The sequence below is a fragment of the Piscinibacter gummiphilus genome, from assembly GCF_032681285.1.
Lineage (GTDB): Bacteria > Pseudomonadota > Gammaproteobacteria > Burkholderiales > Burkholderiaceae_C > Rhizobacter > Rhizobacter gummiphilus_A.
The window spans coordinates 545,001-567,510 of sequence record NZ_CP136336.1; the positions used below are offsets into that span (position 1 = coordinate 545,001).

At 66.7% G+C, this 22,510-nt stretch carries 22 protein-coding genes and 2 rRNA genes (1 of these 24 running past the window's edge); 14 read left to right on the plus strand and 10 right to left on the minus strand.

Annotated features, from left to right (window positions below; genetic code table 11):
* Together RXV79_RS02625 and rrf are read left to right on the plus strand one after the other, a co-directional pair.
* Positions 1–2,099 (plus strand): 23S ribosomal RNA (locus tag RXV79_RS02625) (it extends 776 nt beyond the left edge of the window).
* Positions 2,100–2,241: 142 nt separating this feature from the next.
* Positions 2,242–2,354: ribosomal RNA gene (rrf, locus tag RXV79_RS02630) — 5S ribosomal RNA — on the plus strand.
* A gap of 149 nt (positions 2,355–2,503) precedes the next feature.
* On the opposite strand, the gene RXV79_RS02635 is transcribed toward rrf, so the two are convergent.
* Together RXV79_RS02635 and RXV79_RS02640 are read right to left on the minus strand one after the other, a co-directional pair.
* Complete coding sequence (locus tag RXV79_RS02635; protein ID WP_316701883.1) at positions 2,504–4,195, minus strand: long-chain-fatty-acid--CoA ligase; 1,692 nt, start codon at positions 4,193–4,195, stop codon at positions 2,504–2,506.
* A 55-nt stretch (positions 4,196–4,250) separates the two neighbouring features.
* Positions 4,251–4,943 (minus strand): DUF8198 family protein, encoded by a 693-nt coding sequence (locus RXV79_RS02640; RefSeq protein ID WP_316701885.1) that lies wholly within the window; start codon positions 4,941–4,943, stop codon positions 4,251–4,253.
* 102 nt (positions 4,944–5,045) lie between these two features.
* Here RXV79_RS02640 and RXV79_RS02645 point away from each other — a divergent pair, with 102 nt between their 5' ends.
* Genes RXV79_RS02645 through RXV79_RS02655 form a run of 3 tightly spaced genes read left to right on the plus strand, consistent with a single transcriptional unit; the run spans position 5,046 to position 8,086 of the window.
* Entirely contained in the window at positions 5,046–5,552 is a 507-nt protein-coding gene (locus tag RXV79_RS02645; RefSeq protein WP_316701886.1) for a hypothetical protein, read from the plus strand.
* The gene (locus RXV79_RS02650) at positions 5,549–7,183 is read left to right on the plus strand and encodes a GMC family oxidoreductase N-terminal domain-containing protein (protein WP_316701888.1); all 1,635 of its coding nucleotides are present in this window, start codon (positions 5,549–5,551) and stop codon (positions 7,181–7,183) included. The genes RXV79_RS02645 and RXV79_RS02650 overlap by 4 nt, the downstream gene beginning before the upstream one ends.
* Before the next feature lie 9 nt (positions 7,184–7,192).
* Entirely contained in the window at positions 7,193–8,086 is an 894-nt protein-coding gene (locus tag RXV79_RS02655; protein ID WP_316701890.1) for an esterase/lipase family protein, read from the plus strand.
* Between the two features lie 4 nt (positions 8,087–8,090).
* Here RXV79_RS02655 and phhA read toward each other — a convergent pair whose 3' ends face one another.
* The 8 genes from phhA to RXV79_RS02695 form a co-directional block, all read right to left on the minus strand.
* Positions 8,091–8,963 (minus strand): phenylalanine 4-monooxygenase, encoded by an 873-nt coding sequence (gene phhA / locus RXV79_RS02660; RefSeq protein ID WP_316701892.1) that lies wholly within the window; start codon positions 8,961–8,963, stop codon positions 8,091–8,093.
* Between the two features lie 73 nt (positions 8,964–9,036).
* Positions 9,037–9,885 carry an HDOD domain-containing protein gene (locus tag RXV79_RS02665; RefSeq protein ID WP_316701894.1) on the minus strand — a complete coding sequence of 283 codons (849 nt, stop codon included), beginning with the start codon at positions 9,883–9,885 and terminating at the stop codon, positions 9,037–9,039.
* Positions 9,886–9,952: 67 nt separating this feature from the next.
* A complete protein-coding gene (locus RXV79_RS02670; protein WP_316701896.1) occupies positions 9,953–10,960 on the minus strand; it encodes an ABC transporter substrate-binding protein in 1,008 nt (335 codons plus the stop codon).
* Between the two features lie 18 nt (positions 10,961–10,978).
* Positions 10,979–11,749, minus strand: coding sequence for an ABC transporter permease (locus RXV79_RS02675; RefSeq protein ID WP_316701898.1), 771 nt, complete (start codon positions 11,747–11,749; stop codon positions 10,979–10,981).
* Positions 11,749–12,507 carry an ABC transporter ATP-binding protein gene (locus tag RXV79_RS02680; RefSeq protein ID WP_316701900.1) on the minus strand — a complete coding sequence of 253 codons (759 nt, stop codon included), beginning with the start codon at positions 12,505–12,507 and terminating at the stop codon, positions 11,749–11,751. The genes RXV79_RS02675 and RXV79_RS02680 overlap by 1 nt, the downstream gene beginning before the upstream one ends.
* A gap of 23 nt (positions 12,508–12,530) precedes the next feature.
* Entirely contained in the window at positions 12,531–12,800 is a 270-nt protein-coding gene (locus RXV79_RS02685) for a hypothetical protein (protein ID WP_316701902.1), read from the minus strand.
* Positions 12,801–12,842: 42 nt separating this feature from the next.
* The gene (locus RXV79_RS02690) at positions 12,843–13,010 is read right to left on the minus strand and encodes a hypothetical protein (RefSeq protein ID WP_316701903.1); all 168 of its coding nucleotides are present in this window, start codon (positions 13,008–13,010) and stop codon (positions 12,843–12,845) included.
* 320 nt (positions 13,011–13,330) lie between these two features.
* The gene (locus RXV79_RS02695; RefSeq protein ID WP_316701904.1) at positions 13,331–13,876 is read right to left on the minus strand and encodes a hypothetical protein; all 546 of its coding nucleotides are present in this window, start codon (positions 13,874–13,876) and stop codon (positions 13,331–13,333) included.
* A gap of 74 nt (positions 13,877–13,950) precedes the next feature.
* Here RXV79_RS02695 and purT point away from each other — a divergent pair, with 74 nt between their 5' ends.
* The 9 genes from purT (at position 13,951) to RXV79_RS02740 (ending at position 22,435) form a co-directional block, all read left to right on the plus strand.
* A complete protein-coding gene (gene purT / locus RXV79_RS02700) occupies positions 13,951–15,153 on the plus strand; it encodes a formate-dependent phosphoribosylglycinamide formyltransferase (protein WP_316701905.1) in 1,203 nt (400 codons plus the stop codon).
* 157 nt (positions 15,154–15,310) lie between these two features.
* The gene (locus tag RXV79_RS02705) at positions 15,311–15,712 is read left to right on the plus strand and encodes a hypothetical protein (RefSeq protein WP_316701906.1); all 402 of its coding nucleotides are present in this window, start codon (positions 15,311–15,313) and stop codon (positions 15,710–15,712) included.
* A 122-nt stretch (positions 15,713–15,834) separates the two neighbouring features.
* Positions 15,835–16,104, plus strand: coding sequence for a phosphopantetheine-binding protein (locus RXV79_RS02710; RefSeq protein WP_296723397.1), 270 nt, complete (start codon positions 15,835–15,837; stop codon positions 16,102–16,104).
* Between the two features lie 10 nt (positions 16,105–16,114).
* A complete protein-coding gene (locus tag RXV79_RS02715; protein WP_316701908.1) occupies positions 16,115–16,774 on the plus strand; it encodes a COG4648 family protein in 660 nt (219 codons plus the stop codon).
* The gene (locus RXV79_RS02720; RefSeq protein WP_316701910.1) at positions 16,771–18,141 is read left to right on the plus strand and encodes an AMP-binding protein; all 1,371 of its coding nucleotides are present in this window, start codon (positions 16,771–16,773) and stop codon (positions 18,139–18,141) included. The genes RXV79_RS02715 and RXV79_RS02720 overlap by 4 nt, the downstream gene beginning before the upstream one ends.
* Positions 18,142–18,170: 29 nt before the next feature.
* On the plus strand, positions 18,171–18,464 hold the full coding sequence (locus RXV79_RS02725) for an ApeI family dehydratase (RefSeq protein WP_316701914.1): 294 nt from the start codon (positions 18,171–18,173) through the stop codon (positions 18,462–18,464).
* Positions 18,461–19,417 carry a lysophospholipid acyltransferase family protein gene (locus RXV79_RS02730; RefSeq protein WP_316701916.1) on the plus strand — a complete coding sequence of 319 codons (957 nt, stop codon included), beginning with the start codon at positions 18,461–18,463 and terminating at the stop codon, positions 19,415–19,417. Before RXV79_RS02725 ends, RXV79_RS02730 begins: the two co-directional genes overlap by 4 nt.
* On the plus strand, positions 19,395–20,015 hold the full coding sequence (locus tag RXV79_RS02735) for a LolA-related protein (RefSeq protein WP_316701917.1): 621 nt from the start codon (positions 19,395–19,397) through the stop codon (positions 20,013–20,015). The genes RXV79_RS02730 and RXV79_RS02735 overlap by 23 nt, the downstream gene beginning before the upstream one ends.
* On the plus strand, positions 20,012–22,435 hold the full coding sequence (locus RXV79_RS02740; RefSeq protein WP_316701919.1) for an MMPL family transporter: 2,424 nt from the start codon (positions 20,012–20,014) through the stop codon (positions 22,433–22,435). The genes RXV79_RS02735 and RXV79_RS02740 overlap by 4 nt, the downstream gene beginning before the upstream one ends.
* The last annotated feature ends 75 nt before the right edge of the window (positions 22,436–22,510 follow it).

Genomic DNA, 22,510 nt, shown 5'->3' on the forward strand with positions numbered 1-22,510 from the left:
CTAAACAAACTTGGAAATAGCTGGTTCTCTCCGAAAACTATTTAGGTAGTGCCTCAAGTATTACCTGCGGGGGTAGAGCACTGTTTAGGCTAGGGGGTCATGGCGACTTACCAAACCTTGGCAAACTCCGAATACCGCAGAGTACAGCTTGGGAGACAGTGCACCGGGTGCTAACGTCCGGACACAAGAGGGAAACAACCCAGACCGCCAGCTAAGGTCCCCAAAATTGGCTAAGTGGGAAACGAAGTGGGAAGGCTAAAACAGTCAGGATGTTGGCTTAGAAGCAGCCATCATTTAAAGAAAGCGTAATAGCTCACTGATCGAGTCGTCCTGCGCGGAAGATGTAACGGGGCTAAGCCAGTTACCGAAGCTGCGGATGCATAGCAATATGCGTGGTAGGAGAGCGTTCTGTACGCCTGTGAAGGTGGCTTGTGAAGGCTGCTGGAGGTATCAGAAGTGCGAATGCTGACATGAGTAGCGTTAAAGGGGGTGAAAAGCCCCCTCGCCGTAAGCGCAAGGTTTCCTACGCAACGTTCATCGGCGTAGGGTGAGTCGGCCCCTAAGGCGAGGCAGAGATGCGTAGCTGATGGGAAACAGGTCAATATTCCTGTACCGATATGTAGTGCGATGTGGGGACGGAGAAGGTTAGCTCAGCCGGGTGTTGGATGTCCCGGTTCAAGCGTGTAGTCATACCCTTTAGGCAAATCCGGAGGGTTTAGATGAGGCGTGATAACGAGGCGGCTTGCCGCTGAAGTGAGTGATACCCTGCTTCCAGGAAAAGCCACTAAGCTCCAGCTACATACGACCGTACCGCAAACCGACACTGGTGCGCGAGATGAGTATTCTAAGGCGCTTGAGAGAACTCTGGAGAAGGAACTCGGCAAATTGACACCGTAACTTCGGAAGAAGGTGTGCCTTTAGTAGGTGATCCATTTACTTGGTGAGCCCAATGAGGCCGCAGAGAATCGGTGGCTGCAACTGTTTATTAAAAACACAGCACTCTGCAAAGACGAAAGTCGACGTATAGGGTGTGACGCCTGCCCGGTGCTGGAAGATTAAATGATGGGGTGCAAGCTCTTGACTGAAGTCCCAGTAAACGGCGGCCGTAACTATAACGGTCCTAAGGTAGCGAAATTCCTTGTCGGGTAAGTTCCGACCTGCACGAATGGCGTAATGATGGCCACACTGTCTCCTCCAGAGACTCAGCGAAGTTGAAATGTTTGTGATGATGCAATCTCCCCGCGGAAAGACGGAAAGACCCCATGAACCTTTACTGTAGCTTTACATTGGACTTTGAACAGATCTGTGTAGGATAGGTGGGAGGCTTTGAAGCGGTGCCGCTAGGTGTCGTGGAGCCAACGTTGAAATACCACCCTGGTGTGTTTGAGGTTCTAACCTTGGCCCGTTATCCGGGTTGGGGACAGTGTATGGTGGGCAGTTTGACTGGGGCGGTCTCCTCCCAAAGCGTAACGGAGGAGTTCGAAGGTACGCTAGGCACGGTCGGAAATCGTGCTGATAGTGCATAGGCATAAGCGTGCTTGACTGCGAGACTGACAAGTCGAGCAGGTACGAAAGTAGGACTAAGTGATCCGGTGGTTCTGTATGGAAGGGCCATCGCTCAACGGATAAAAGGTACTCTGGGGATAACAGGCTGATACCGCCCAAGAGTTCATATCGACGGCGGTGTTTGGCACCTCGATGTCGGCTCATCTCATCCTGGGGCTGTAGCCGGTCCCAAGGGTATGGCTGTTCGCCATTTAAAGAGGTACGTGAGCTGGGTTTAAAACGTCGTGAGACAGTTTGGTCCCTATCTTCCGTGGGCGCTGCAAGATTGAGAGAGCCTGCTCCTAGTACGAGAGGACCGGAGTGGACGCACCTCTGGTGTATCGGTTGTCACGCCAGTGGCATTGCCGAGTAGCTATGTGCGGAAGAGATAACCGCTGAAAGCATCTAAGCGGGAAACTCGTCTTAAGATAAGTCTTGCCGGGGCCTTGAGCCCCCTAAAGAGTCGTTCGAGACCAGGACGTTGATAGGCTGGGTGTGGAAGCGTAGTAATACGTTAAGCTAACCAGTACTAATTGCTCGTGAGGCTTGACCCTATAATTTTGACGAATGTCGAATGGGTAAGCTGTTATGTCAGTCTTCAGATTGAAGTGGCGCAATCATATTGCTGATCACAGGTAAATACTGTGCGACTCTACAAATTGGCCGCTTTGAGTTTCAAAGCGGTGATCGGTTAAGCCTGATGACCATAGCGAGGTGGTCCCACTCCTTCCCATCCCGAACAGGACAGTGAAACGCCTCAGCGCCGATGATAGTGCGGATTCCCGTGTGAAAGTAGGACATTGTCAGGCTATTAATAGAAAACCCCCGTCACGTTCGTGGCGGGGGTTTTTGCTTTTGTGCGCGGCGCGGGAGCCCTATGCCCTAAAAAGCGCTGCCTCTTCTCTGACACAAAAAAGGTCGCTTGCTTGCGACCTATTTTGGAGCGCTGACAGCTTCTCTACGCCGTCGTGGGGCGCAGCTCTCGCCGAAGAATCTTGCCAACGTTGGACTTTGGTAAGTCGTTTCTGAACTCGATGTGCTTCGGACGTTTGTAGCCAGTGAAATTCTGGGTGCAATAGTCGAACAACGCCTCCTCCGTGAGCGTTGGGTCTTTTCGAACCACGAAAAGCTTGACCACTTCCCCGGACTTCTCGTCCGGGACGCCGATCGCGGCGCACTCGAGCACACCAGGGTGCAACCCCACAACCTGCTCGATTTCGTTCGGGTAGACGTTGAAGCCGGACACCAAGATCATGTCCTTCTTGCGGTCGACGATCTTGGTGTAGCCGTTCGCATCCATCACTCCCACGTCGCCGGATTTGAAGAAGCCATCCGGCGTCATGACCTTCGCGGTCTCGTCCGGTCTGTTCCAGTAGCCCGCCATGACCTGTGGGCCGCGGATGCAGATTTCGCCAGGTTCTCCGTATGGGACGTCACGCCCGTCGTCATCTCGAATGGCGATGTCGGTCAGTGGCACCGGCAGGCCGATCGATCCAGTGAAAGCAGAGATGTCGAAACGATTGATCGTGGCCACGGGCGATGTTTCGGAAAGGCCGTAGCCTTCGACCACCGGACAGCCCGTGATCTTGAGCCAACGCTCCGCCGTCGCCTGCTGAACGGCCATGCCGCCGCCATTCGAGATCTTCAGACCCGAAAAATCGAGCTTCGGAAAATCGGGATGGTTCGCGAGCGCATTGAACAAGGTGTTCACCGCGGGGAACATGTGGACCTGGTGCTTGCGCAAGGTGTCGATGAAGCCTGGGATGTCACGCGGATTCGGGATCAGCAGGTTGAGAATGCCCAACCGCGCGCCCAGCATGTAGCAGGCCGTCAGCGCGAAGATGTGATAAAGCGGCAGCGCGCACACGGCGACCATCTGGACATTCGCGTCGATCGTCGCCAATCGCGGCTGGAACCACGCTTCGGACTGCAGGATGTTGGCGACCACATTGCGGTGAAGCAAGGTGGCCCCCTTTGAAACGCCGGTCGTCCCACCCGTGTACTGCAGGAACGCCACGCTCTCGGGTGTCAGTTTCGGGCGCTGCAAGGTCTGACGTGAACCTTCGGACACCGCCGTGTTGAAACGGGTGACCGTGCGCCCATCGCCCACCGGCAAGCGGAACGGCGGCACCATCTTCTTGACGTTGCGCACGACAAGATTGACCAGCGCTCCTTTTGCCGCGCCGAGCAGGTCACCCATCGAGGCCAGCACGACGTGGCGCACCTTGGTGTTGCCGATCACCTGCTCCAGCGTCTTGGCGAAGTTCTCCAGGATAAAGATTGCTTCGGCGCCGGAATCCTTGAGCTGGTGCTCCAGTTCGCGCGGCGTATAGAGCGGGTTGACGTTCACGACCACGAAGCCGCCGCGCAAGATGGCGGCGATGGTCGGCATGTACTGGAGCACATTGGGCATCATGATCGCCACGCGCGCGCCCGGCTGCAGGCCTTTGGCCTGGAGCCAGGCGGCCAAGGCGGTGGACATGCGGTCGATGTCGCGGAACTTGAGCGACGCCTCCATGCAGATCGCAGCGGTGCGCTCGCCGTACTTGGCGTAAGACTCCTCGAGCAACTCGACGAGCGAGTTGTACTGGTTGAGGTTGACGTCGGTCGGGACGCCGGGGGGATAGCTCTTCAGCCAGGGTTTTTCCATGCTGTTCACGCCGAGTTTTGACCGCGCGGATGATCCAGCCGCCGAAGAAGGGCGGCTACGGTAGTTGTCCTAGCGCCTTCAAGGCGGCCGCATCTTCTGCGTCAAACAGTGCACTCAGCAACGCATGCTCGCGGGTACTCACCGTGCCGAGGAACTCTTGTGCGCCTCGCATCGCGAGAAACGTGTCGAACCCGCTTTCCAGAAAGCCTTGCAAGGCGGACAGACCCGCCGCGCGTGCGGGCCCACGCATCATCCGAAGACTGTGACGCAGCAGGGGCTTGCGGGTAAGGGTGTCGAGCTCGCGGCCCACGTCGAGGGTGAGCGCCACCTGCTGTTCTCGTTCACGCGCGTGCCCGACGGACCGCCAGGCCGCCACGTAGGCCAGCGCATCGACTTCGGGGCCGTCGAGCGCATGTGCCATCGCTGAATCGAGTTGCTCCGACAGTGCATGCAGGCCGGCGAGCGTGGCCACGGTCGCGACCACGTCGCGCGGAAACAGGCGCACCAGGGCCGGCACCACGCGTGCGAACTGCGCGTCGCGGTGGCTGAAATCGCTCGGACCGTACAGCTCGTCGAGGAAGAACCGCGCTGCCGCGCCATAGCGCGGCGTCGCCAGCAGGTCCGCATAGGTGTGCGCGAAGCGACGCTGCTGATAGGCCTTCAAAGCCTGCACGCGCATGTGCAGCTCGGGTGAGGCTGCCCGCAGGCGCCGTTCATGTTCGACGGTTTCCAGGTGGCCGAGGATCAAGGCAGCAGGTGTAGACATCGTTCAAGCGCGGGTTTCTCTGGGCGCCGAGTAGTCGTGTGTCTCTACGGCGTTGCGGGGGAATGATGCAACACTGACCGCCACATGGAACGACGCAGCCTTCTGAAACTCGGCGTGGGCGCCGCTGCGCTGCTCGCACTGGCCGGTGGCGGCGTGGCCTTGTTCCAGCCCGGGCTGGCCGCTGGCCGGCTGACCGACTCGGGAAAGCGGGTGTTCGAAGCGGTCGCCCGCGCCGTGCTCGACGGCAGCCTGCCTCGGGCCGCCTCCGAACAACGCGCAGCGCTCTCCGCGCAGCTCAAGCGCCTGGACGACGTCATCCTCGCGTTCCCCGCCGCCGTACAGGCCGAACTCTCGCAACTGCTCGCGATTCTTTCGAACGGCGCCGGCCGCCGCCTGCTCGCCGGCCTGTCGACCGACTGGCCGGACGCGAGCGTTGCCGAGATCCAGGCGGCCTTCGATGACATGCGCTTGTCGGGCCTCGCTGCGCGTCAGCAGGCGTACCACGCCCTGCGCGACCTCACCAATGCCGCCTTCTATGCCGATGCCTCGGCGTGGCGGCTGATGGGCTACCCGGGGCCTCGGCCGATATGACCAGCACGACCGCCAGCACCATCCCCGACCCGATACGCAGCGGCCTTCAACGGGGCTGGCGCGTGCGCGGCGGCGCGCACGGGCCCTTGCCCGCTCGCATCACCTGCGACGTGGCCATCATCGGCAGTGGCGCCGGTGCCGGCATCACCGCCGAGCTGCTCACGCACGCCGGGCTGCAGGTCGTGCTGGTGGAAGAAGGCCCGCTCAAGAGCAGCAGCGACTTCCGCCAGCTCGAGAGCGAGGCCTACCCGAGCCTCTACCAGGAGTCCGCGGGCCGCAAGACCGCCGACAAGGCGATCACCATCCTGCAAGGCCGCTGCGTGGGTGGTTCCACCACGGTGAACTGGACGAGTTCCTTCCGCACGCCGCCCACCACGCTGGAGCACTGGCAGCAGCACTTCGGGCTGACCGACTACACCGAGGCGGCGCTGGCGCCGTGGTTCGCCCAGGCCGAGCAGCGCCTCAACATCGGCCCCTGGCTGACGCCGGCCAACCGCAACAACGAGGTGCTGCGTGCCGGTGCGCGTCGCCTGGGCATCTCTGCGGCTGGCATCCAGCGCAATGTCAAAGGCTGCTGGAACCTCGGTTCCTGCGGCATGGGCTGCCCCACCAACGCCAAGCAGTCGATGCTGGTGACCACGATCCCGACCGCGCTCGACCGGGGCGCCACGCTGCTCGTGGAGACCCGCGCCGACGCCTTCGTGGTGGGCCACGGCCAAGTGCAGGCGCTCGTGTGCACGCCGGTCGCGGGCAACGGCGCGCCCGTTCACGGGGCCGCTCCGACACGCATCGTCGCCCGCCATTTCGTCGTCGCCGGTGGCGCAATCAACAGCCCGGCGCTGCTGATGCGATCGGGCGTGCCCGATCCGCACCGCCTGCTCGGCAAGCGAACCTTTCTCCATCCGGTGGTGATCTCGGCCGCCACCTTCGACGAGCGCGTCGAAGCCTGGAGCGGCGCGCCGCAGACGCTCTACAGCGACCACTTCCTGCACAGCCAGCCGATCGACGGGCCGATGGGCTACAAGCTCGAAGCGCCGCCGATGCATCCGGTGATCGTTTCGACCACCCTCACCGGCCACGGGCAGGCGCAGGCAGACCTCCTGAAGCAGTTTCCCCAGACGCAAGGCCTGCTCGCCCTGCTGCGCGACGGCTTCCACGCCGATTCCCCGGGGGGCACCGTGCAACTGCGCGACGACGGATCGCCCGTGCTCGACTACCCCTTGAACGACTACGTGATGGACGGCGCCCGTCGTGCGTTCCTGAGCATGGCCGAGATCCAGTTTGCCGCCGGGGCGCGCCAGGTGTCGCCGGTGCACGAAATGGCGCGCCAATACACCAGCTGGGCACAGGCGCGCGAGGCGATCCAGGCGCTGCCGATGAAGCCGCTGCTGACGCGCGTCGTGAGCGCGCATGTGATGGGCGGCTGCGCGATGGCCGGGCACGAGCGGCAGGGCGTGGTGCGCCCGGACGGCGTGCATTGGCAACTGGCCAATCTGTCGGTGCACGACGGCTCGCTGTTCCCCACGAGCATCGGCGCCAACCCGCAACTCTCGGTGTACGGCGTGGCCAACCGGCTGGCCACCGGCTTGGCCATGTCATTGACGGGAAGAGACGTACAGCTGGTCGCGTAGCATCGCCGCATGCTCGCCAGGCTCCAGCAGTTCATCACCCTCGGGCTCCTTGCCACCGCCGTCGCATGGGCCCTCTGGTGCGTGCAACGCGGCTACACGACCTGGGCGTGGGCGGGCGCGGCGCTGCTGGTGTTCGGCTATGCGATCTTTCTCGCGATCGAACTCGTGCTCGTCTGGTTCGTGCACGGCAACGATCCCGCGCCCAAGGCATCGGCCGCGCAGCTTTTCAAGGCGTGGTGGGCCGAAGTCCTGGCGGCGCCGCGGGTCTTCTGCTGGCAGCAACCCTTCCGCTCTCGCCGTGAGCCTGACCATCTGCCCCCCTCATCGGGCCGCCGCGGGGTGGTGCTGGTGCACGGTTTCGTCTGCAACCGCGGCTTCTGGAACCGCTGGATGCCGCAGTTGCGCGTGCGGGGCGTGCCGTTCATCGCGGTCAACCTCGAGCCCGTGTTCGGCACCATCAGCGACTATGTGCCCATCATCGAAGACGCCGTGAAGCGCCTCGAGCACAGCACCGGGCAGGCGCCGGTGCTCGTCGGCCACAGCATGGGCGGGCTGGCGATTCGTGCGTGGTACGCCGCCAGCGGCGCGGGCCGGGTGCACCGTGTTGTGACCATCGGCAGCCCGCATCGCGGCACCTGGCTCGCGCGGTTTGCCAGCACGCAGAATGCGCGCGAGATGGCGCTCGGCACCGACTGGCAGCGCGCGCTCGAAGCGCTGGAGCCGGCCCAGCACTTCGAGCGCTTCATCTGCTTCTACAGCCACTGCGACAACGTCGTCTTCCCGGCTTCCACGGCCACGCTGCCCGGTGCCGACAACCGCCATCTGGTCGGCATGGCGCACGTGCACATGGTCGACCACCCGCTGGTGCTGCAGGCGGTGCTCGGGACGGTCGTCCCGGAGTAGGGCCTCAATAGACGCGGTCGCTCGGCAGCCGCGAGTCGGCGGCGAGTTCGCCTTCGCGCGACACGCGTTCGTAGAGCGGCGTGAAGTCGGGCGCCGTGGCGTCGAAGAGCTGCTCGAAGCCGGTGATGACGAAGTAGGTGGTCTGGTAGTCGTCGATGCGATAGCGGGTGCGCATGATGCGTTCGACGTCGAAGCCCAGGCGTTGCGGTGCTGGGCTCTGCACGCTGTGGCGCAGCTCGCCGGCCGACGAGAGGATGCCCGCGCCATAAGCGCGCAGGCCCTGCGGCGTGGCGATGAGACCGAACTCCACCGTGTACCAGTAGAGACGCGCGAGGTACTCGCAGGCCTGCAGCCGGCTGGCCTTCAGCCCCCCCGCGCCATAGGCCTGCATGTAGTCGGCGAAGACCGGGTTGAAGAGCAGCGGCACGTGGCCGAAGAGGTCGTGGAAGACGTCGGGCTCGACCACGTAGTCGAACTCTTCCGGCTTACGGATCCAGCCCGTGACGGGAAAGCGCCGCTGCGCCAGCAACGCGAAAAAAGCCTCTTCCGGGATGAGGCCGGGCACGGCGACCACCTCCCACTTCGTGGCGCGGTGCAGCCGCTCCGACAACGCATCGAAGCGCGGGATGTGATGCGGCTCGCCGAGCTGCGCGACGGCGGCGATGAATTCCTCGCAGGCCAGGCCCGGCAACTGCGCGGCCTGACGCTGGTAAAGGCGCTCGTAGAGCGCGTGGTCGTCGGGGGTGTAGCGCGACCACTGCTGTTCGCAGGTGTAGTCGGCGCGGGCGGAGGCGTAGTCGCCGCGGGGTGGGCGGGTGCCGGTGCCGTAGGTGACCGGCGCGACCCCCTGGTTGACTGCCTTGTGAGCGTTGGCCATGGCGGTTCGTGCAGACGAGAGAGCCGTAGGTTCCCGCGTGTGGCCGGTTTTGGCAAGCGGCGCCGTTCCCACCTCAGCTTTCGATGTCGCGCACGAACTGCAGCGTGGCCGGCTCGGAGAGGTTGAGCAGCTGCGCCAGCGCCGTGATGTCGTCGGGGATCGCCGGGTTGTCCCAGCTCTCGGCGCTGTGGCGGGCGAGGCGCACGGCCAGCATCACGTTCTGAACCGACGGGTGGCGGGCGTGGCGATCGTCGGTGATCCGGATCAGCAACTCGGGCAGAGCCCAGGCGCGCATCAACGCCTGCTGCAGGTCGAAGAGCTGGATGTTGAGCACCTGCTGCTGGACCGCATGCGAGCGCAGCGTCGGGTCGGCCTTCTGCGCGCTGCGCATCTTGAGCGCGAGCGTCGGGGCATGGCACCACAGCAGCATCTCGGCGAAGTCGTGCAGCAGCGTGGCCTCGTAGATCACGGCGGCGTCGTGGTCCATGCGGTGCACGGCGAACGACAGCGCGAACTGCGCGGCGCGGTGTGCTCGGCGCAATACCTCGCCCACGCCTTCGAGCGCCTCTGGCTGGTCACCCAGCCAGTCTTCGATGGCCGGTTGCCGGCCGAAATTGCCGAAGAACGGCGAAATGCCCATCATCACCACGGCCGCGGTCACGGTTTCGACGTCGGTGATGAGCCGCGGCGGCCGGTGTGTCGAGGCATAGGCCAGCACCTTGAGCGTCATCAGCGGGTCGTCGGCCACCATCTCGCCGATGAGGTTCGCGTCGACGTCGTCCTCGTTCGCCCGCATCGCTTCGAGCGCGTCGGCCGTGCTGCCCAGCACCGGGATCTCGGCATCGCGGAAATGCCTCACCCAGGCGTCCAGGTCACGCAGCGCTTGCGTGACGAACGAAGGGGGCGTTGCGATCGGGTCCACGTCGGCTCGTCGAAAAGGAGGTACTTCTTACCGTGGTTATCGGCCGCCGCCGCGGCCGACTTGAGCCTCAGCGCCCGCCAAGCTTGGCCTTCTGGTCGAGGCCCACGCGTCTGTTCACGAATTGCAGCGCCGCCACCTTCGACAGATCGACCTCGCCCGCCTTGTAGAGGCCGGCCTTGACCATCTGCGCATGGAAGTCGTTGATGCGCGCCTGGCTCATCGCACCAATGCCTGCGGCAAGCGACTCGCCCGAGTCGACGATGCCCTGCTGCTTCATCAGCGCGACCGAGGCTTCCATCTCGGCCTCGGTCATCTCGGGGTTGTCTTTCATCATCAGCGCCGCCGCGGCCTTGCGGTCGCCGTAGAGGTAGTTCACCCAGCCGATGATGGAGGCGTCGACGAAGCGCTGTACCAGGTCCGGTTTGGCCTTGACGGTCTCGGCGCGCGCTTCGATCAGCGTCGAGTAGGTCGAGAAGCCGTGGTCGGCCAGCAGGTGCACCACCGGCTTGAACTTGCCCTGGTTCTGCACGTAGATCGGCTCGGCCACCGAATACCCCTGCTGGATGGACTTGGGATTCGCCAGGAAGGGGCCGAGGTTGTAGTTGTAGGGCTTGAGCACTTCGTCCTTGAAGCCGTGCGTGACCTTGAGCCACTGCCACCAGCTGAACTGGCCGTCTTTCGCGATCAGCGCGACCGGCGCGTTCTTCAAGGCCGCGAAGTTCTCGTAGCCCTGGCCCGGGTGCGCGATGAGCGCCTGCGGGTCTTTCTGGAACATTGCGGCGACCACCACGGTCGGCACGCCGTTCTTCACGTTGTCGAAGCTGTGCAGCAGGTTGCCCGTCATCAGGAAGTCGATGCGTCCGGCGGGCAGCAGCGGCCGGTTGTTCACCTGCGGGCCGCCTTGCTGGATGGTCACGTCGAGCCCGTACTTCCTGTAGGTGCCATCGGCCACGGCCTGGTAGAAGCCGCCGTGCGCGGCCTGAGCCTTCCAGTTGGTCGCGAAGGTCACCTTGTCCTGGGCGACGGCGGTGCTGCAGGCAAGGGCGGCCAGAGTGGCGAGGGCGAGTGTGCGCATGAAGGCTCCAGAGAAAGGTCAATCGGCTCTGGAGGATTCCACGGCATGCCAGCGCCCGAGCAGGGCACGCGACAGCGCATTGAAGCTCCAGAAGATCAGCACGCCGGTCAGCACCAGCAGGGCCAACGCGGCAAACATCTTCGGCGTCTCGGTGCGGAAGCTCGCTTCGAGGATGCGCGAGGCGAGGCCCGTTTCGCGGCCCGCGGCGCCGGCCACCATCTCGGCGGTGACGGCGCCGATCAGGCTCAGGCCGCCGGAGATTTTCAGCCCCGCCACGAAGTAGGGCAAGGCGCTCGGCACCAGCAGCCAGCGCAGGCGCTGCACCCGTGTGGCGCGGTAGAGGCGGAAGAGATCGCGCAGTTGCGGGTCGGCCGCGCGCAAGCCGATCACAGTGTTGGAGAGGATGGGAAAGAAGGCGACGATCCAGGCGCACAGCAGCAGCGCGGCGGTGGTGCTCTCGACGTAGATGAGGATCAGCGGCGCCACGGCCACGATGGGTGTCACCTGCAGCACCACGGCAATCGGAAAGAGCGCGTGCTCGACCGGCCGCGAGAGCGCAAAGACAGCGGCGATCAACACACCGCCAGCACACGCGAGCAGCAGCGCGCCGAAGGTGATTTTGAGCGTGAACCACCAGCTCGCCGCCAGCGAGCCGAAGTTGGCCACCAGCGTCTGCACCACGAGGCTGGGTGCGGGCAGCGTGTAGTGGGGAATGTGGGCGAGGCGCACCAGCGCTTCCCACGCCGCGACCAGCGCCAGCAGGGTCAACACCGGCAATGCGCGCCGCATCAGCTGGCCACCTGTGACGCTTCGAGCGCCTGGCCGATGCGCTGGCAGATGTGGAGGAAGCGATCGGAACTGCGAAACGCCGGGCGGCGCGGGTAGGGCTCGTCGACCACCACCTCGTCGACCACCCGCCCGGGCCGTGCGCCCATCACCAGCACGCGCTGGCTGAGGTACACCGCCTCGTAGATGCTGTGCGTCACGAAGAGCACCGCCAGCGTGCTTGCCTGCCACCAGTGCAGCAGGTCGTCGTTGAGTTTCTGGCGGGTGAACTCGTCGAGCGCGGCGAAGGGCTCGTCCATCAGCAGCACCCGCGGTTGGGCGACCAGTGCGCGTGCGATCGAGGCGCGCATCTTCATGCCACCGGACAGTTCGGCCGGGTGGGCCTGGGCGAAGTCGGCGAGGCCCACGAGGCGCAGCACGGCGTCGACACGCTCCGCCGCCTGTGCACGCGACTGGCCGGCGATGCGCAACGGCAGCCACACGTTGTCGAACACGCTGGCCCAGGGCATCAGCGTGGCGTCCTGGAAGACGCAGGCGGTGTCGGCCGGGGCGCGGCGCTCGAGCGCCGGGGCGGACACGTTGCCGCGTGTGGCCCCGTCGAGCCCTGCGACGAGCCTCAGCACGCTGCTCTTGCCGCAACCCGAAGGCCCGAGCAGCGACACGAACTCATGCGGGCCCACGGCCAGCGACACGTCGTGCAAGGCCAGCACGCCATTGGCGTAGCGCTTGTCGACGTGGTCCAGCGAGAGCAGGGGCGGCATGGCCGCGAGTGTGCCCTAGGGCCTCACAGGCGCCTCACGCCCGGCAGGTGGCCGATCAGGTGCCCATCGAGGTAGAGCGCGCCTTCCGGAGCGCCGGCGTCGGCGTAGAACTCCAGCGTCTCGGGCAGCACCGGCGGGGTCGCGATCCTGGGTTCGCCCACGCGCTGTGCCATGCGCGCCAGCAGGCGACTCGCGCTTCGCAGGACGGCGGCGGCCAGGCGCCGCAGGGGGTGGGCGGGAGGGCGGGGCGTGGCCTCGGCGGGGGTCCACGTCACGAGTCTGAGATGGGTCATGGTGAGGTCTTTCAGGCATTGCCCGCACGTGGCGGGCAAGGGTCATGGGCTGTCCTTGCGGGGGTCGAGCTGGGCCAGGGTCTGGCGCACTTCCTGGCGCGATCGTTGGCGCTGCGCGCCGGTGCCAAGTCGGTGGCTGCCGGCCCGGCGGCCGCGTGCGGCGGCGGCAAACGGGTTGCGTGGCTTTGGTTTGGCGATGACGAACTTCATGAGGCGCTCCTTGGCGGACGCGTGTCCGCACGACGAAAACAAAACGGCCCGGGGCGTCTGACGCATCCCGGGCCGTGCGGCGCTCTTGGGGCAAGAGCACTCAGGTGAGCAACGGCCCTGGCGGCGCCACCACGACGATGGCTGCATCGACGACGCACGATCGGCGTGGGGTCGGCAGGCAGGCGAATGTCGGCATGGCGTTCCGGGTGGATGTGAATCGGTGGGGTGTCGCTGCGGTACGAGCAGGCGCCGCAACTTGCGCAAATGATAAACAGTTGATTATCTTGCGCAAGAGGTGTTGCTCACCTTTTTCTAGGGGGTCAGCGCTTTCGCTTCAGCGGCGCCACGCCGGCCTGGGTGCTGAGCCAGAGCGTGTGCGGGTCGTCGGTCGGAGCGGGTTTCTTCGCTGCCGCAGTCGGCGCGGGCGGCGCTGGGGCCAGCACTTCGCCGAGGAGGTCGAGCAGGCGCGTGCGGGCGCGTTGCGGGTGGCGCCGGTAGTAGGTCAGCACGAGACCGACGATGAAGCGTTCGTCGTCGTCCTGCGGCATGGTGGGTGCGGGTTCCGGATCGGCCTGCAGGGCGCTTGCGCCCGGGGTGCCGGTGCCATGCGGCTCGTCCATCCAGCCCACGGGTTTGTGGCTCAGCTGCTCGAACTGGCGCGCGAGGCGCTCGCCGATCTGGCGCGAGCGGCCCTTGATCTGGCTCCAGTAGCTGGGCTGGATCTGCAGCCGCTCTGCAAAGCGGCGCTCCAGGCCGCGCAGGGTGGCGGCATCGGCATGTTTGACGGTGGCGTGCACGAACTCGTCGAACAGCGCCATTGCGTTGTCCAGGCGGATCTGCGCCACGTCGTGGTGGGCGGACGGCATGGGCCGCGATGATAAATCTTTGTTGAGCATCGTCTTTCTAGAATGGCGCCTCGTTCAGCACTTCAAGAGCTCCTATGACGACCCTCGGCACCCCCCTGTCCCCTTCGGCCACGAAAGTCATGCTGCTGGGCAGCGGCGAGCTGGGCAAGGAAGTGCTGATCGCGCTGCAGCGCCTGGGCGTAGAGACGATCGCCGTCGACCGCTACGAGCACGCCCCCGGCCAGCAGGTGGCGCACCATGCCCGCACCATCACGATGAGCGACCCGGCGCAGCTCAAGGCGTTGATCGAGGCCGAGCGGCCCCATCTCGTCGTGCCCGAGATCGAGGCGATCGCCACGCCGATGCTCGAAGAACTCGAGGCCGCGGGCACCGTGCGTGTGATTCCGACGGCCCGCGCCGCGCGCCTGACGATGGACCGCGAAGGCATCCGCCGCCTGGCGGCCGAGACGCTGAAGCTGCCGACCAGCCCTTATGTGTTCTGCGACTCGCTGCAAGAGCTGCAAGCCGCCATCGACAAGGGGATCGGTTACCCCTGCATCGTCAAACCCGTGATGAGCAGCTCCGGCAAGGGCCAGAGCAAGATCGACGGCCCGGCCGACGTCCAGAGGGCGTGGGACTACGCGATGGCCGGTGGCCGCGTCAGCCACGGCCGCGTGATCGTCGAAGGCTTCATCGATTTTGACTACGAGATCACCCAGCTCACCGTGCGCGCCCTCGGTGCGAACGGCCAGGTCGAGACGCATTTCTGCGACCCCATCGGTCACATCCAGGTCAGCGGCGACTATGTGGAAAGCTGGCAGCCGCACCCCATGTCGCCGGTGGCGCTGCAGCGCTCGCGCGACATCGCCAAGGCCGTGACCGACAACCTCGGTGGCCAAGGCATCTTCGGCGTCGAGCTCTTCGTCAAAGGTGAGCAGGTCTGGTTCAGCGAGGTCAGCCCACGCCCGCACGACACCGGCATGGTCACCATGATCACGCAGTGGCAGAACGAATTCGAGCTGCACGCCCGCGCCATCCTCGGCCTGCCGGTCAACACAGCGCTCAAGAGCCCGGGCGCGAGCGCGGTGATCTACGGCGGCGTCGACGCGGCCGGCATCGCCTTCGACGGTGTCGACGAGGCGCTGCGGCTGCCCAACACCGAGCTGCGCCTCTTTGGCAAGCCTGAAAGCTTCGTGAAACGCCGCATGGGCGTGGCGCTGGCCTTCGATGCCGACGTGGAGGTCGCACGCCGGAACGCCAAGGCCGCCGCCGCCAAGGTGAGGCCCCGGCGCGCCTGAGGTGCTGCCTTGCAACACGGATTTGCAGGTCAGCGCGCACTTTGTCACGGCGCCATGAGCCATCGGGCCTGACAAGTCGGCACAGCCTCGTTACGCTCAGGGTCTTGCGCAGCGACGCCCGCCCCCGACGGCACGCGCTGCGAGGGAAGGGGCGACGATGGACGTGATGGGAATTGCAACGGCACTGAGCGCCGGCCTGGTCGGTGCTGCGCTGGGCGCCGCCGTGACGTGGCGCGTCATCGGCAGCCGAGCGGCGGCCCGCCATGCCCGGCTCGTGGCCGCGGCTCGCGAGCAGGTCGCCGCCAGCACCCAGAACGCGCGGGCTGTGAACGCGCGCCTCCAAGCCGAACTGGAAAAGGAAAAGCTGTCGGCCCGTGAACGCCAGGCTGCGTTTGCCGCCGAGCAGCGCTCGTCCGTCACGCGGCTGGAAGGCCAGTTGCGTTTCGCCTATGCCGAGATCGATCGCCTGAACGCCGCCGCGCGTGGCACTGGCGCGATGCCCGCGGACGGCGTCACCGATGGCAGCGGCTTCGCGCTGACGCGCCCGTTCGAGCGCTGACGCCCCGCGTTTTCACCCGTGTGGGCGGGGCGATTGCCATACCCCCGTTTGATAAACTCCGACCCCCGCCGAACCGGGCCTGCGCGCACCCGCGCCACGGCCACCACCCACCGATTTCACGCATGACTTCCACCCAAACCGAGCTTCAGCGCGAAGTGGCCGCGCTGCTCGTCGAAGCGCTCAACCTCGAGACCGCGCCCGAGACGATCGACCCGCAGGCCCCGCTCTACGGCGAAGGCCTAGGGCTGGATTCGATCGACATCCTCGAAGTCGCCCTCGTGGTGTCGCAGCGCTACGGCTTCCAGCTGCGCTCGGACGACCAGGACAACGTGCGCATCTTCACCTCGCTCGCCAGCCTGACGGACCACATCGCCGCCAACCGCACGAAGTGAGGTGAGTGGCATGCAAGCCCGCATTGCCTTGCGCGTCGGCCTGGTGCTCGGGGTCGGCCTGCTGTACGTGCTGGCCTCGCACTGGCTGATGACGCAGACCGAAGCGTCGGCCTGGAACGTCGTCGGCGTGCTGTCGCCGATGCTCGTGATCCTGATCCTGGGCACGTGGCGCAGTGGTCACCGGGCTGTGGCCCTCTGCGCGGCGCTCGTGCTGGCGACTCTTTGCGTGCTGGCGATGCTCGGCATCCAGGTCCCCTCGCATGTGCTGTACCTGCTGCAGCACGCCGGCATCAATTTCTTCCTCGCGCTCTTCTTCGGCAGCACGCTTCGGCCGGGCCGGATTTCCATCATCACCGCCGTGGCGCAGCGCGTGCATGGCAAGGATCTGCCGCCGGCGCATTTCGCCTACACCCGACAGGTGACGGCGGCCTGGACGATCTTCTTCCTCGTGATCGTCGCCATCTCGCTGGTGCTCTTCTTCGGCTTCAGCTTCGACACCTGGGCCGTTTTCGCCAACCTGATCACCCCCATCGCCACCGCCACCATGTTCATCGGCGAGTTTTCGTTGCGCTACCGCCTGCACCCCGAATTCGCGCGGTCCACCGTGGCCGATGCGATCAATGCCTACATGAACACCAGCAAGCCCGCGGCGCCGCGGGTGCCGCAGTGAGCGCCTCGCCGCTGCTGTGGGCGGGTGACCTCGAGGCACCCCTCGCCTGGCGCCACGGCCAGCCCATTTCGCGCCGCCAGTACCTTGCCGACGTGGAGGCCCTGTCCGCCCGCCTGCCCGAGACCGGCGCGATGCTCAACCTGAGCGGCGACCGCTACCGCTTCGCGGTGGGCCTCGGCGCGGCGCTGCTGCGCGGCCAGCGCAGCCTGCTGCCGCCCAATTTCACGCCCGACATGATCGAGCGCCTGAGCGCGCTCTTTCCCGGCACCTACGTGCTCACCGACCACGTGGCCGGCAGCACGGGGCTGCACACCGTCTGGCACGCCGAGGCCCACGCGCCCATCCCGGCCGCCCAGGCCGTTCCCGAGGTCGACGACGCCGCCATCGCGGTGCAGGTGCTGACCTCCGGCTCCACCGGCGCGCCGGTGCCGCACCCCAAGGCCTGGCACTACCTTCGGATCGGCGTCGAAGCCGAAGCGCAGCGCCTGGCCGAGCAGATGGGCTTGCCGAGCTTCACCGGCGTGACCCTCGTCGCCACGGTGCCGGCGCAGCACATGTACGGCTTCGAGTCGAGCGTGCTGCTGTCGCTTCTGGCCGGTGCCACGATCGACACCGAGCGGCCGTTCTACCCTGCCGACATCGCCGCCGCCCTGGCCCGCGCGCCACGGCCGCGCATGCTGGTGACGACCCCGTTCCACCTCAAGTCGCTGGTCGAGTCGGGCGTCGAGCTGCCGGCGATCGACCTCACGCTGTGCGCCACCGCGCCGCTGTCGCCGCAGCTGGCCGCGCGGGCCGAGGCCGCGCTCGCCGCCCCGCTGATGGAGATCTACGGCTCCACCGAAACCGGCCAGGTGGCCACGCGACGCACAGTGCAAGGCGCCGAATGGACCACCTTCAGCGGCGTGCACCTCACCGGCGACGCCGAGGCCGCCGTGGCGCAAGGCGGGCACGTGCCGCAGCCCACCACGCTCGCCGATGTGCTCGAAGTGCTGAGCCCCACGAGCTTCCGCCTGCTCGGCCGCTCCAACGACCTCATCAACATCGCCGGCAAGCGCAGCTCGCTCGGCCACCTCAACTACCACCTCAACGGCATCGAAGGCGTGCGCGACGGCGCCTTCTGGCTCCCGCACGACGCCCCCGATGGCGTGGTCCGCCTGGTCGCCTTCGTGGTCGCGCCCGACGTGTCGGCCGAGGAGATCCACAAGCGCGTGGTCGCCGAGATGCGCCTGCGCGTCGACACGGCTTTCCTGCCGCGCCGCGTGGTGCAGGTGCCCGAACTGCCGCGGGTGCAGGGCACGGGCAAGCTGCCGACCGGCGCGTTCGCCGCCTGGGCCGAGCAGGCGTTGGCCGCCGCCTCGCGCCGCTGAGCCCTCCCATTCCTTTCGCGAGCGTTTCGGTGGACGTTTTCATTCCCCTCGACCATCCGGCGTTTGCCGGCCACTTCCCCGGCCAGCCCTTGCTGCCGGGTGTGTCGTTGCTGTCCGAAGTGCTGGAGGCCGTGCTGCGCGATCCGGCCCTGGCGGCTGCGGTCGGTGCCACGCCGCGCCTCGGGGCGGCCAAGTTTCTCTCGCCGGTGCGCCCGGGCAGCACCTTGTCGATCGTGTTCAGCGAGAGCGCGAGCGCCGTGCGCTTCGAGGTGAAGGTCGGTGAGCGAGCGGTGGCCTCGGGGCATTTCGAACGCACGCCATGACCGAGCCATCCAAGGCGGGCGCCAAGGTGGACTGGTCCACCGAGCCCGAACGCAGCCACATGTGGGCGCTGACGCTGATCCGTCTGATCGCGGTGGGTGCCGGCCGCACGCTGACGCGCCTGCTGCTGCACCCGATCACGCTCTACTTCGTGCTGGCCAACGGCAAGGCCCGTCGTGCATCGAAAGACTATCTCTCGCGCGTGCTCAAGCGCCCGGCGGGCCTCGCCGACGTGTACCGCCACGTGCACGCCTTCGCCTCCACGGTGCTCGACCGCATCTACTTCCTGCGCGAGCGCTACGAGCTCTTCGACGTGACGACCACGAACGGCGAGGTGGTGCACCGGCCGCTGCGCGAGGGCGAAGGCGTCATCACCATCGGCGCGCACCTCGGCAGCTTCGAGGCCATGCGCGCGGGTGGCGAGGCGCATGGCGAGCGAGTCGCGATGCTCATGTACGAGAACAACGCCCGCATGATCAACACCATGCTGGCGGCGGTGGCACCCAAGGCCAAGCTGCACACCATCGCACTCGGACAGGCCGGCGCGATGCTGGCCCTGCGCCGCTTCCTCGACGGGGGCGGCATCGCCGGCATGCTGGGCGACCGCACCCTGCCCGGTGCGGCTGGGCGTTCGCACACCCTCTGGTTCGATTTCCTCGGCAAGCCGGCCCCGTTTTCCGATGGCCCTTTCCGCCTGGCGGCCATGCTCAAGCGGCGCGTCGTGTTCAGTGCCGGCCTCTACCATGGCGGCAGGCGCTACGAGCTGGTGTTCGACGAGCTGGCCGACTTCCGCGGCCTCTCGAACGAGCCCCGCGAGGTGGTCGACCGCCTGGTGCGCGAGGCCCTGGAGCGCTATGTGCGCCGGATCGAGGCCGCGTGCGTTGAGTCTCCGTACAACTGGTTCAACTTCTACGACTTCTGGGCTGCTGCCGATGCGACTCCTCCCTCGCCGTGAGTTCTGGCCGACCGTCGGTCTTCTTGCGGGTCTCCTGCTTGCCCTGGCGCTGCCGCTGCATGCCCGGGCCTTCGACCTGCCCGAACTCTCGCGCCTGATGTCGCAGGTCAAGAGCGGCGAGGCGGTGTTCACCGAGAAACGTTCGGTGGCCATGCTCGAGCGCACGCTCGAGTCCTCGGGCCGCCTCAGCTTTTCCGCACCCGACACCTTCGTGCGCGAGACCCTCAAGCCGCGCCCGGAGAAGGTTTCGGTGGTGGGCAACATCCTGACCCTGACCTCTGGCAACCGCACCCGCACGCTGCGGCTCGACGCCGTGCCCGAAGCCGCCGTGATGACCGAGGCGATCCGCGGCACCCTCACCGGCAACCGCCAGGCCATCGAGCGCAACTTCATCGCCAACGTGTCGGGCCAGCCGCAGCGCTGGCTGATGGAACTCGTGCCCATCGAGCCGCAGGTGCGCGACCTGGTGCGTTCGGTGCAGATCGCCGGCCAGCAGTCGTGGGTGCGTGAGGTGACGGTCGTGATGGCCGATGGCGACCGCTCGGTGATGAGCATCGAGCAGGTCTCGTCCGTGCGCGCGGCGAGCGCGCCGAATTGAACCCCGAAGAGGGCAGCCCGCATCGCGCCTCGGCTTTGCTTCGCCGAGGCGTGCTGGTGGTATGGCTGGCCTGCGTGGCGGCCGCGATTGCCATTGCCGCGCGCACGCACTATGTGGCCGACCTGTCGGCCTTCCTGCCATCGACCCCGAGCGCTGAACAGTCCGTGCTGCTCGACCAGCTGCGCAGCGGCGTCGCGGCGCGGCTGGTGCTGATCGGGCTCGAAGGCGGCACACCCGCGGCGCGGCAGACTGCTTCGAAGCAGCTGGCGAAATCCTTGCGCGGGAGCGGTGCGTTCGACGCCGTCCACAACGGCGACACCTCGCAGTTCGAGGCCACCGGCAAGTTCCTCTTCGAACACCGTTACCTGCTGAGCCCCGCGGTCGATGCGCAGCGTTTCAGCGTCGAGGGGCTCAAGGCCGGCATCGACGAGACCACCTCCCTGCTCGGCACGCCGGCCGGCTCGCTCATCAAGCCGGTGATCCTGCGCGACCCGACGGGCGAGACCATCCGCATGGCCGAGGGCATGTTGCCCGCGCAGTCGCCGCGCATGGAAGGTGGCGTGTGGGTGTCGCAAGACGGCAAGCGTGCGGTGCTGCTCGCCACCACGCACGCCGACGGGGCCGATCTCGACGGCCAGGAGAAGGCGCTGGCGCAGGTGCGCGAAAGTTTCGGCGCGCTCAAGGCCGAGGGTGTGAGCCTGCTCGTCACGGGACCGGCCAGTTTCGCCGTCGGCTCGCGCGCCAAGATCAAACACGAGGTGGAACTGCTCGCGCTCGCCGGTGGCGTGGCGATCGTCGGCATCCTCCTCTTCTCGTTCGGGGGCTCGCTGCGCACGCTGCTGATCGCGGTGCTGCCGGTGGCTTGCGGTGTGCTCGCCGGCGTGGCGGCGGTGAGCCTGGCCTTCGGCAACGTGCACGGCATGACGCTCGGCTTCGGCACCACGCTCATCGGCGAGGCGGTCGACTACGCCATCTACTACCTGATCCAGGCCCGCTCGCGCCCCGGCGCGCCGCCGGGCGATGGGGCACGCCGCTGGACGCTCGACAGCTGGCCCACCGTGCGCCTGGGCCTGTGGACCTCCATCTGCGGCTTCGCGGCGCTGCTGTTCTCGGGCTTCCCGGGCCTGGCGCAACTGGGTCTCTTCTCGGTGGCCGGCCTCGCCGCCGCGGCGCTCACCACCCGCTACGTCTACACCGTGATCGCACCCGACGGCGCACCCGGTGTCGGCATGCGGCGCCGGCTGGGCCAGGCTGTGGGCGCCTGCAGCGCGGTGCTGCCGCGGCTCCGGTGGCCGCTGGTGGCGGTGACGCTCGTGGCCGCCGCCGCGCTGGCCTGGTGGCCCTCGGCGTGGCACGCCAACCTCGCCTCGCTCAACCCGGTCGGGCCTGAGCAGATCAAGCTCGACGAAGAGCTGCGCCGGGAGATCGGGGCCTCCGACAACGGCACCATCGTCGCGGTGGCCGCGGCCGACGAGGCAGGCGTGCTGATGCAGGCCGAAGCCGCGGGCCTGCGGCTCGACAAGCTCGTGGCCTCGGGCGCGATCGGCGGCTACGAATCGCCGGCCAGGCTGTTGCCGAGCCCGGCCACGCAGCAGCGCAGGCGCGAGGCCCTGCCCGAGCCGGCGGTGCTCGCCGCCAACCTCGCGCAGGCCACGGCCGACGGCCCTTTGCCCGCGCGCCGCCTGGGCGCCTTCCTCACCGACGTGGAGGCTGCCCGTGCGCAGCCGACGCTCACGCTCGCGTCGCTGAAGGGCACGCCGCTGGCCGCCGCGCTGTCCGCGCAGGTGCTGCCGGGCGACGCATCGGGCGGGGGCAGCCGCCCCTGGCGCGCGCTGCTGCGCGTGCAGCCGGTCGACCCGGCCGGCACCGTCGAGGTCGCCGCCCTGCGCGCCGCACTGGCCGACCTGCCCGGCACCCATGTGGTCAACATCGCCGACGAGGTGAGCTCGCTCTACGCCCGCTACCTGAAGGAAGCGCTCGTGCAGGCGCTGCTGGGCGCGCTCGCGGTGTGTGTGCTGCTGGGCGTGCACCTGCGCTCGTGGCGGCGGCTCCTGCGCATCGCGCAGCCGGTGGCCGCCTCGGTGGTGATCGTGCTGGCCGTGATGACCGGCCTCGGCGTGGCGCTGGGCATCCTGCACCTGGTGGGCCTGCTGCTGGCGGTGGCCATCGGCTCCAACTACGCACTCTTCTTCGACCAGATCCGGGCCCAGGAAAAGGCGCAGGCGCCCGGCACCCCGTTCGTCGTCGACACCGACACGCTGGCGTCGCTGGCGCTGGCCAACATCACCGCCGGCATCTCCTTCCTGCTGCTGGCGTTTTCGAGCATCCCGGTGCTGTCGGCGGTGGGGCAGGTGGTGGCGCCCGGCATCGTGCTGAGCCTGCTGCTCTCGGCCGCGTTCATCCCCCGGCGCAAGCGTTGAATCTGCCCTGACCCCAGGCCGGTGCCGGAGGGGTCCCTGTGCAAAAATCGCGGCCCGGCTGCACCCTCGGCGGGC

Coding starts and splice junctions, on each gene's coding strand:
- RXV79_RS02655 (WP_316701890.1), top strand. CDS start 7,193: ATGCTCGCCAGGCTCCAGCAGTTCATCACCCTCGGGCTCCTTGCCACC.
- RXV79_RS02670 (WP_316701896.1), bottom strand. CDS start 10,960: ATGCGCACACTCGCCCTCGCCACTCTGGCCGCCCTTGCCTGCAGCACC.
- RXV79_RS02730 (WP_316701916.1), top strand. CDS start 18,461: ATGACCGAGCCATCCAAGGCGGGCGCCAAGGTGGACTGGTCCACCGAG.
- RXV79_RS02695 (WP_316701904.1), bottom strand. CDS start 13,876: ATGCCGTCCGCCCACCACGACGTGGCGCAGATCCGCCTGGACAACGCA.
- RXV79_RS02685 (WP_316701902.1), bottom strand. CDS start 12,800: ATGACCCATCTCAGACTCGTGACGTGGACCCCCGCCGAGGCCACGCCC.
- RXV79_RS02705 (WP_316701906.1), top strand. CDS start 15,311: ATGGACGTGATGGGAATTGCAACGGCACTGAGCGCCGGCCTGGTCGGT.
- RXV79_RS02690 (WP_316701903.1), bottom strand. CDS start 13,010: ATGAAGTTCGTCATCGCCAAACCAAAGCCACGCAACCCGTTTGCCGCC.
- RXV79_RS02680 (WP_316701900.1), bottom strand. CDS start 12,507: ATGCCGCCCCTGCTCTCGCTGGACCACGTCGACAAGCGCTACGCCAAT.
- RXV79_RS02675 (WP_316701898.1), bottom strand. CDS start 11,749: ATGCGGCGCGCATTGCCGGTGTTGACCCTGCTGGCGCTGGTCGCGGCG.
- RXV79_RS02635 (WP_316701883.1), bottom strand. CDS start 4,195: ATGGAAAAACCCTGGCTGAAGAGCTATCCCCCCGGCGTCCCGACCGAC.
- RXV79_RS02735 (WP_316701917.1), top strand. CDS start 19,395: ATGCGACTCCTCCCTCGCCGTGAGTTCTGGCCGACCGTCGGTCTTCTT.
- RXV79_RS02715 (WP_316701908.1), top strand. CDS start 16,115: ATGCAAGCCCGCATTGCCTTGCGCGTCGGCCTGGTGCTCGGGGTCGGC.
- purT (WP_316701905.1), top strand. CDS start 13,951: ATGACGACCCTCGGCACCCCCCTGTCCCCTTCGGCCACGAAAGTCATG.
- phhA (WP_316701892.1), bottom strand. CDS start 8,963: ATGGCCAACGCTCACAAGGCAGTCAACCAGGGGGTCGCGCCGGTCACC.
- RXV79_RS02710 (WP_296723397.1), top strand. CDS start 15,835: ATGACTTCCACCCAAACCGAGCTTCAGCGCGAAGTGGCCGCGCTGCTC.
- RXV79_RS02650 (WP_316701888.1), top strand. CDS start 5,549: ATGACCAGCACGACCGCCAGCACCATCCCCGACCCGATACGCAGCGGC.
- RXV79_RS02645 (WP_316701886.1), top strand. CDS start 5,046: ATGGAACGACGCAGCCTTCTGAAACTCGGCGTGGGCGCCGCTGCGCTG.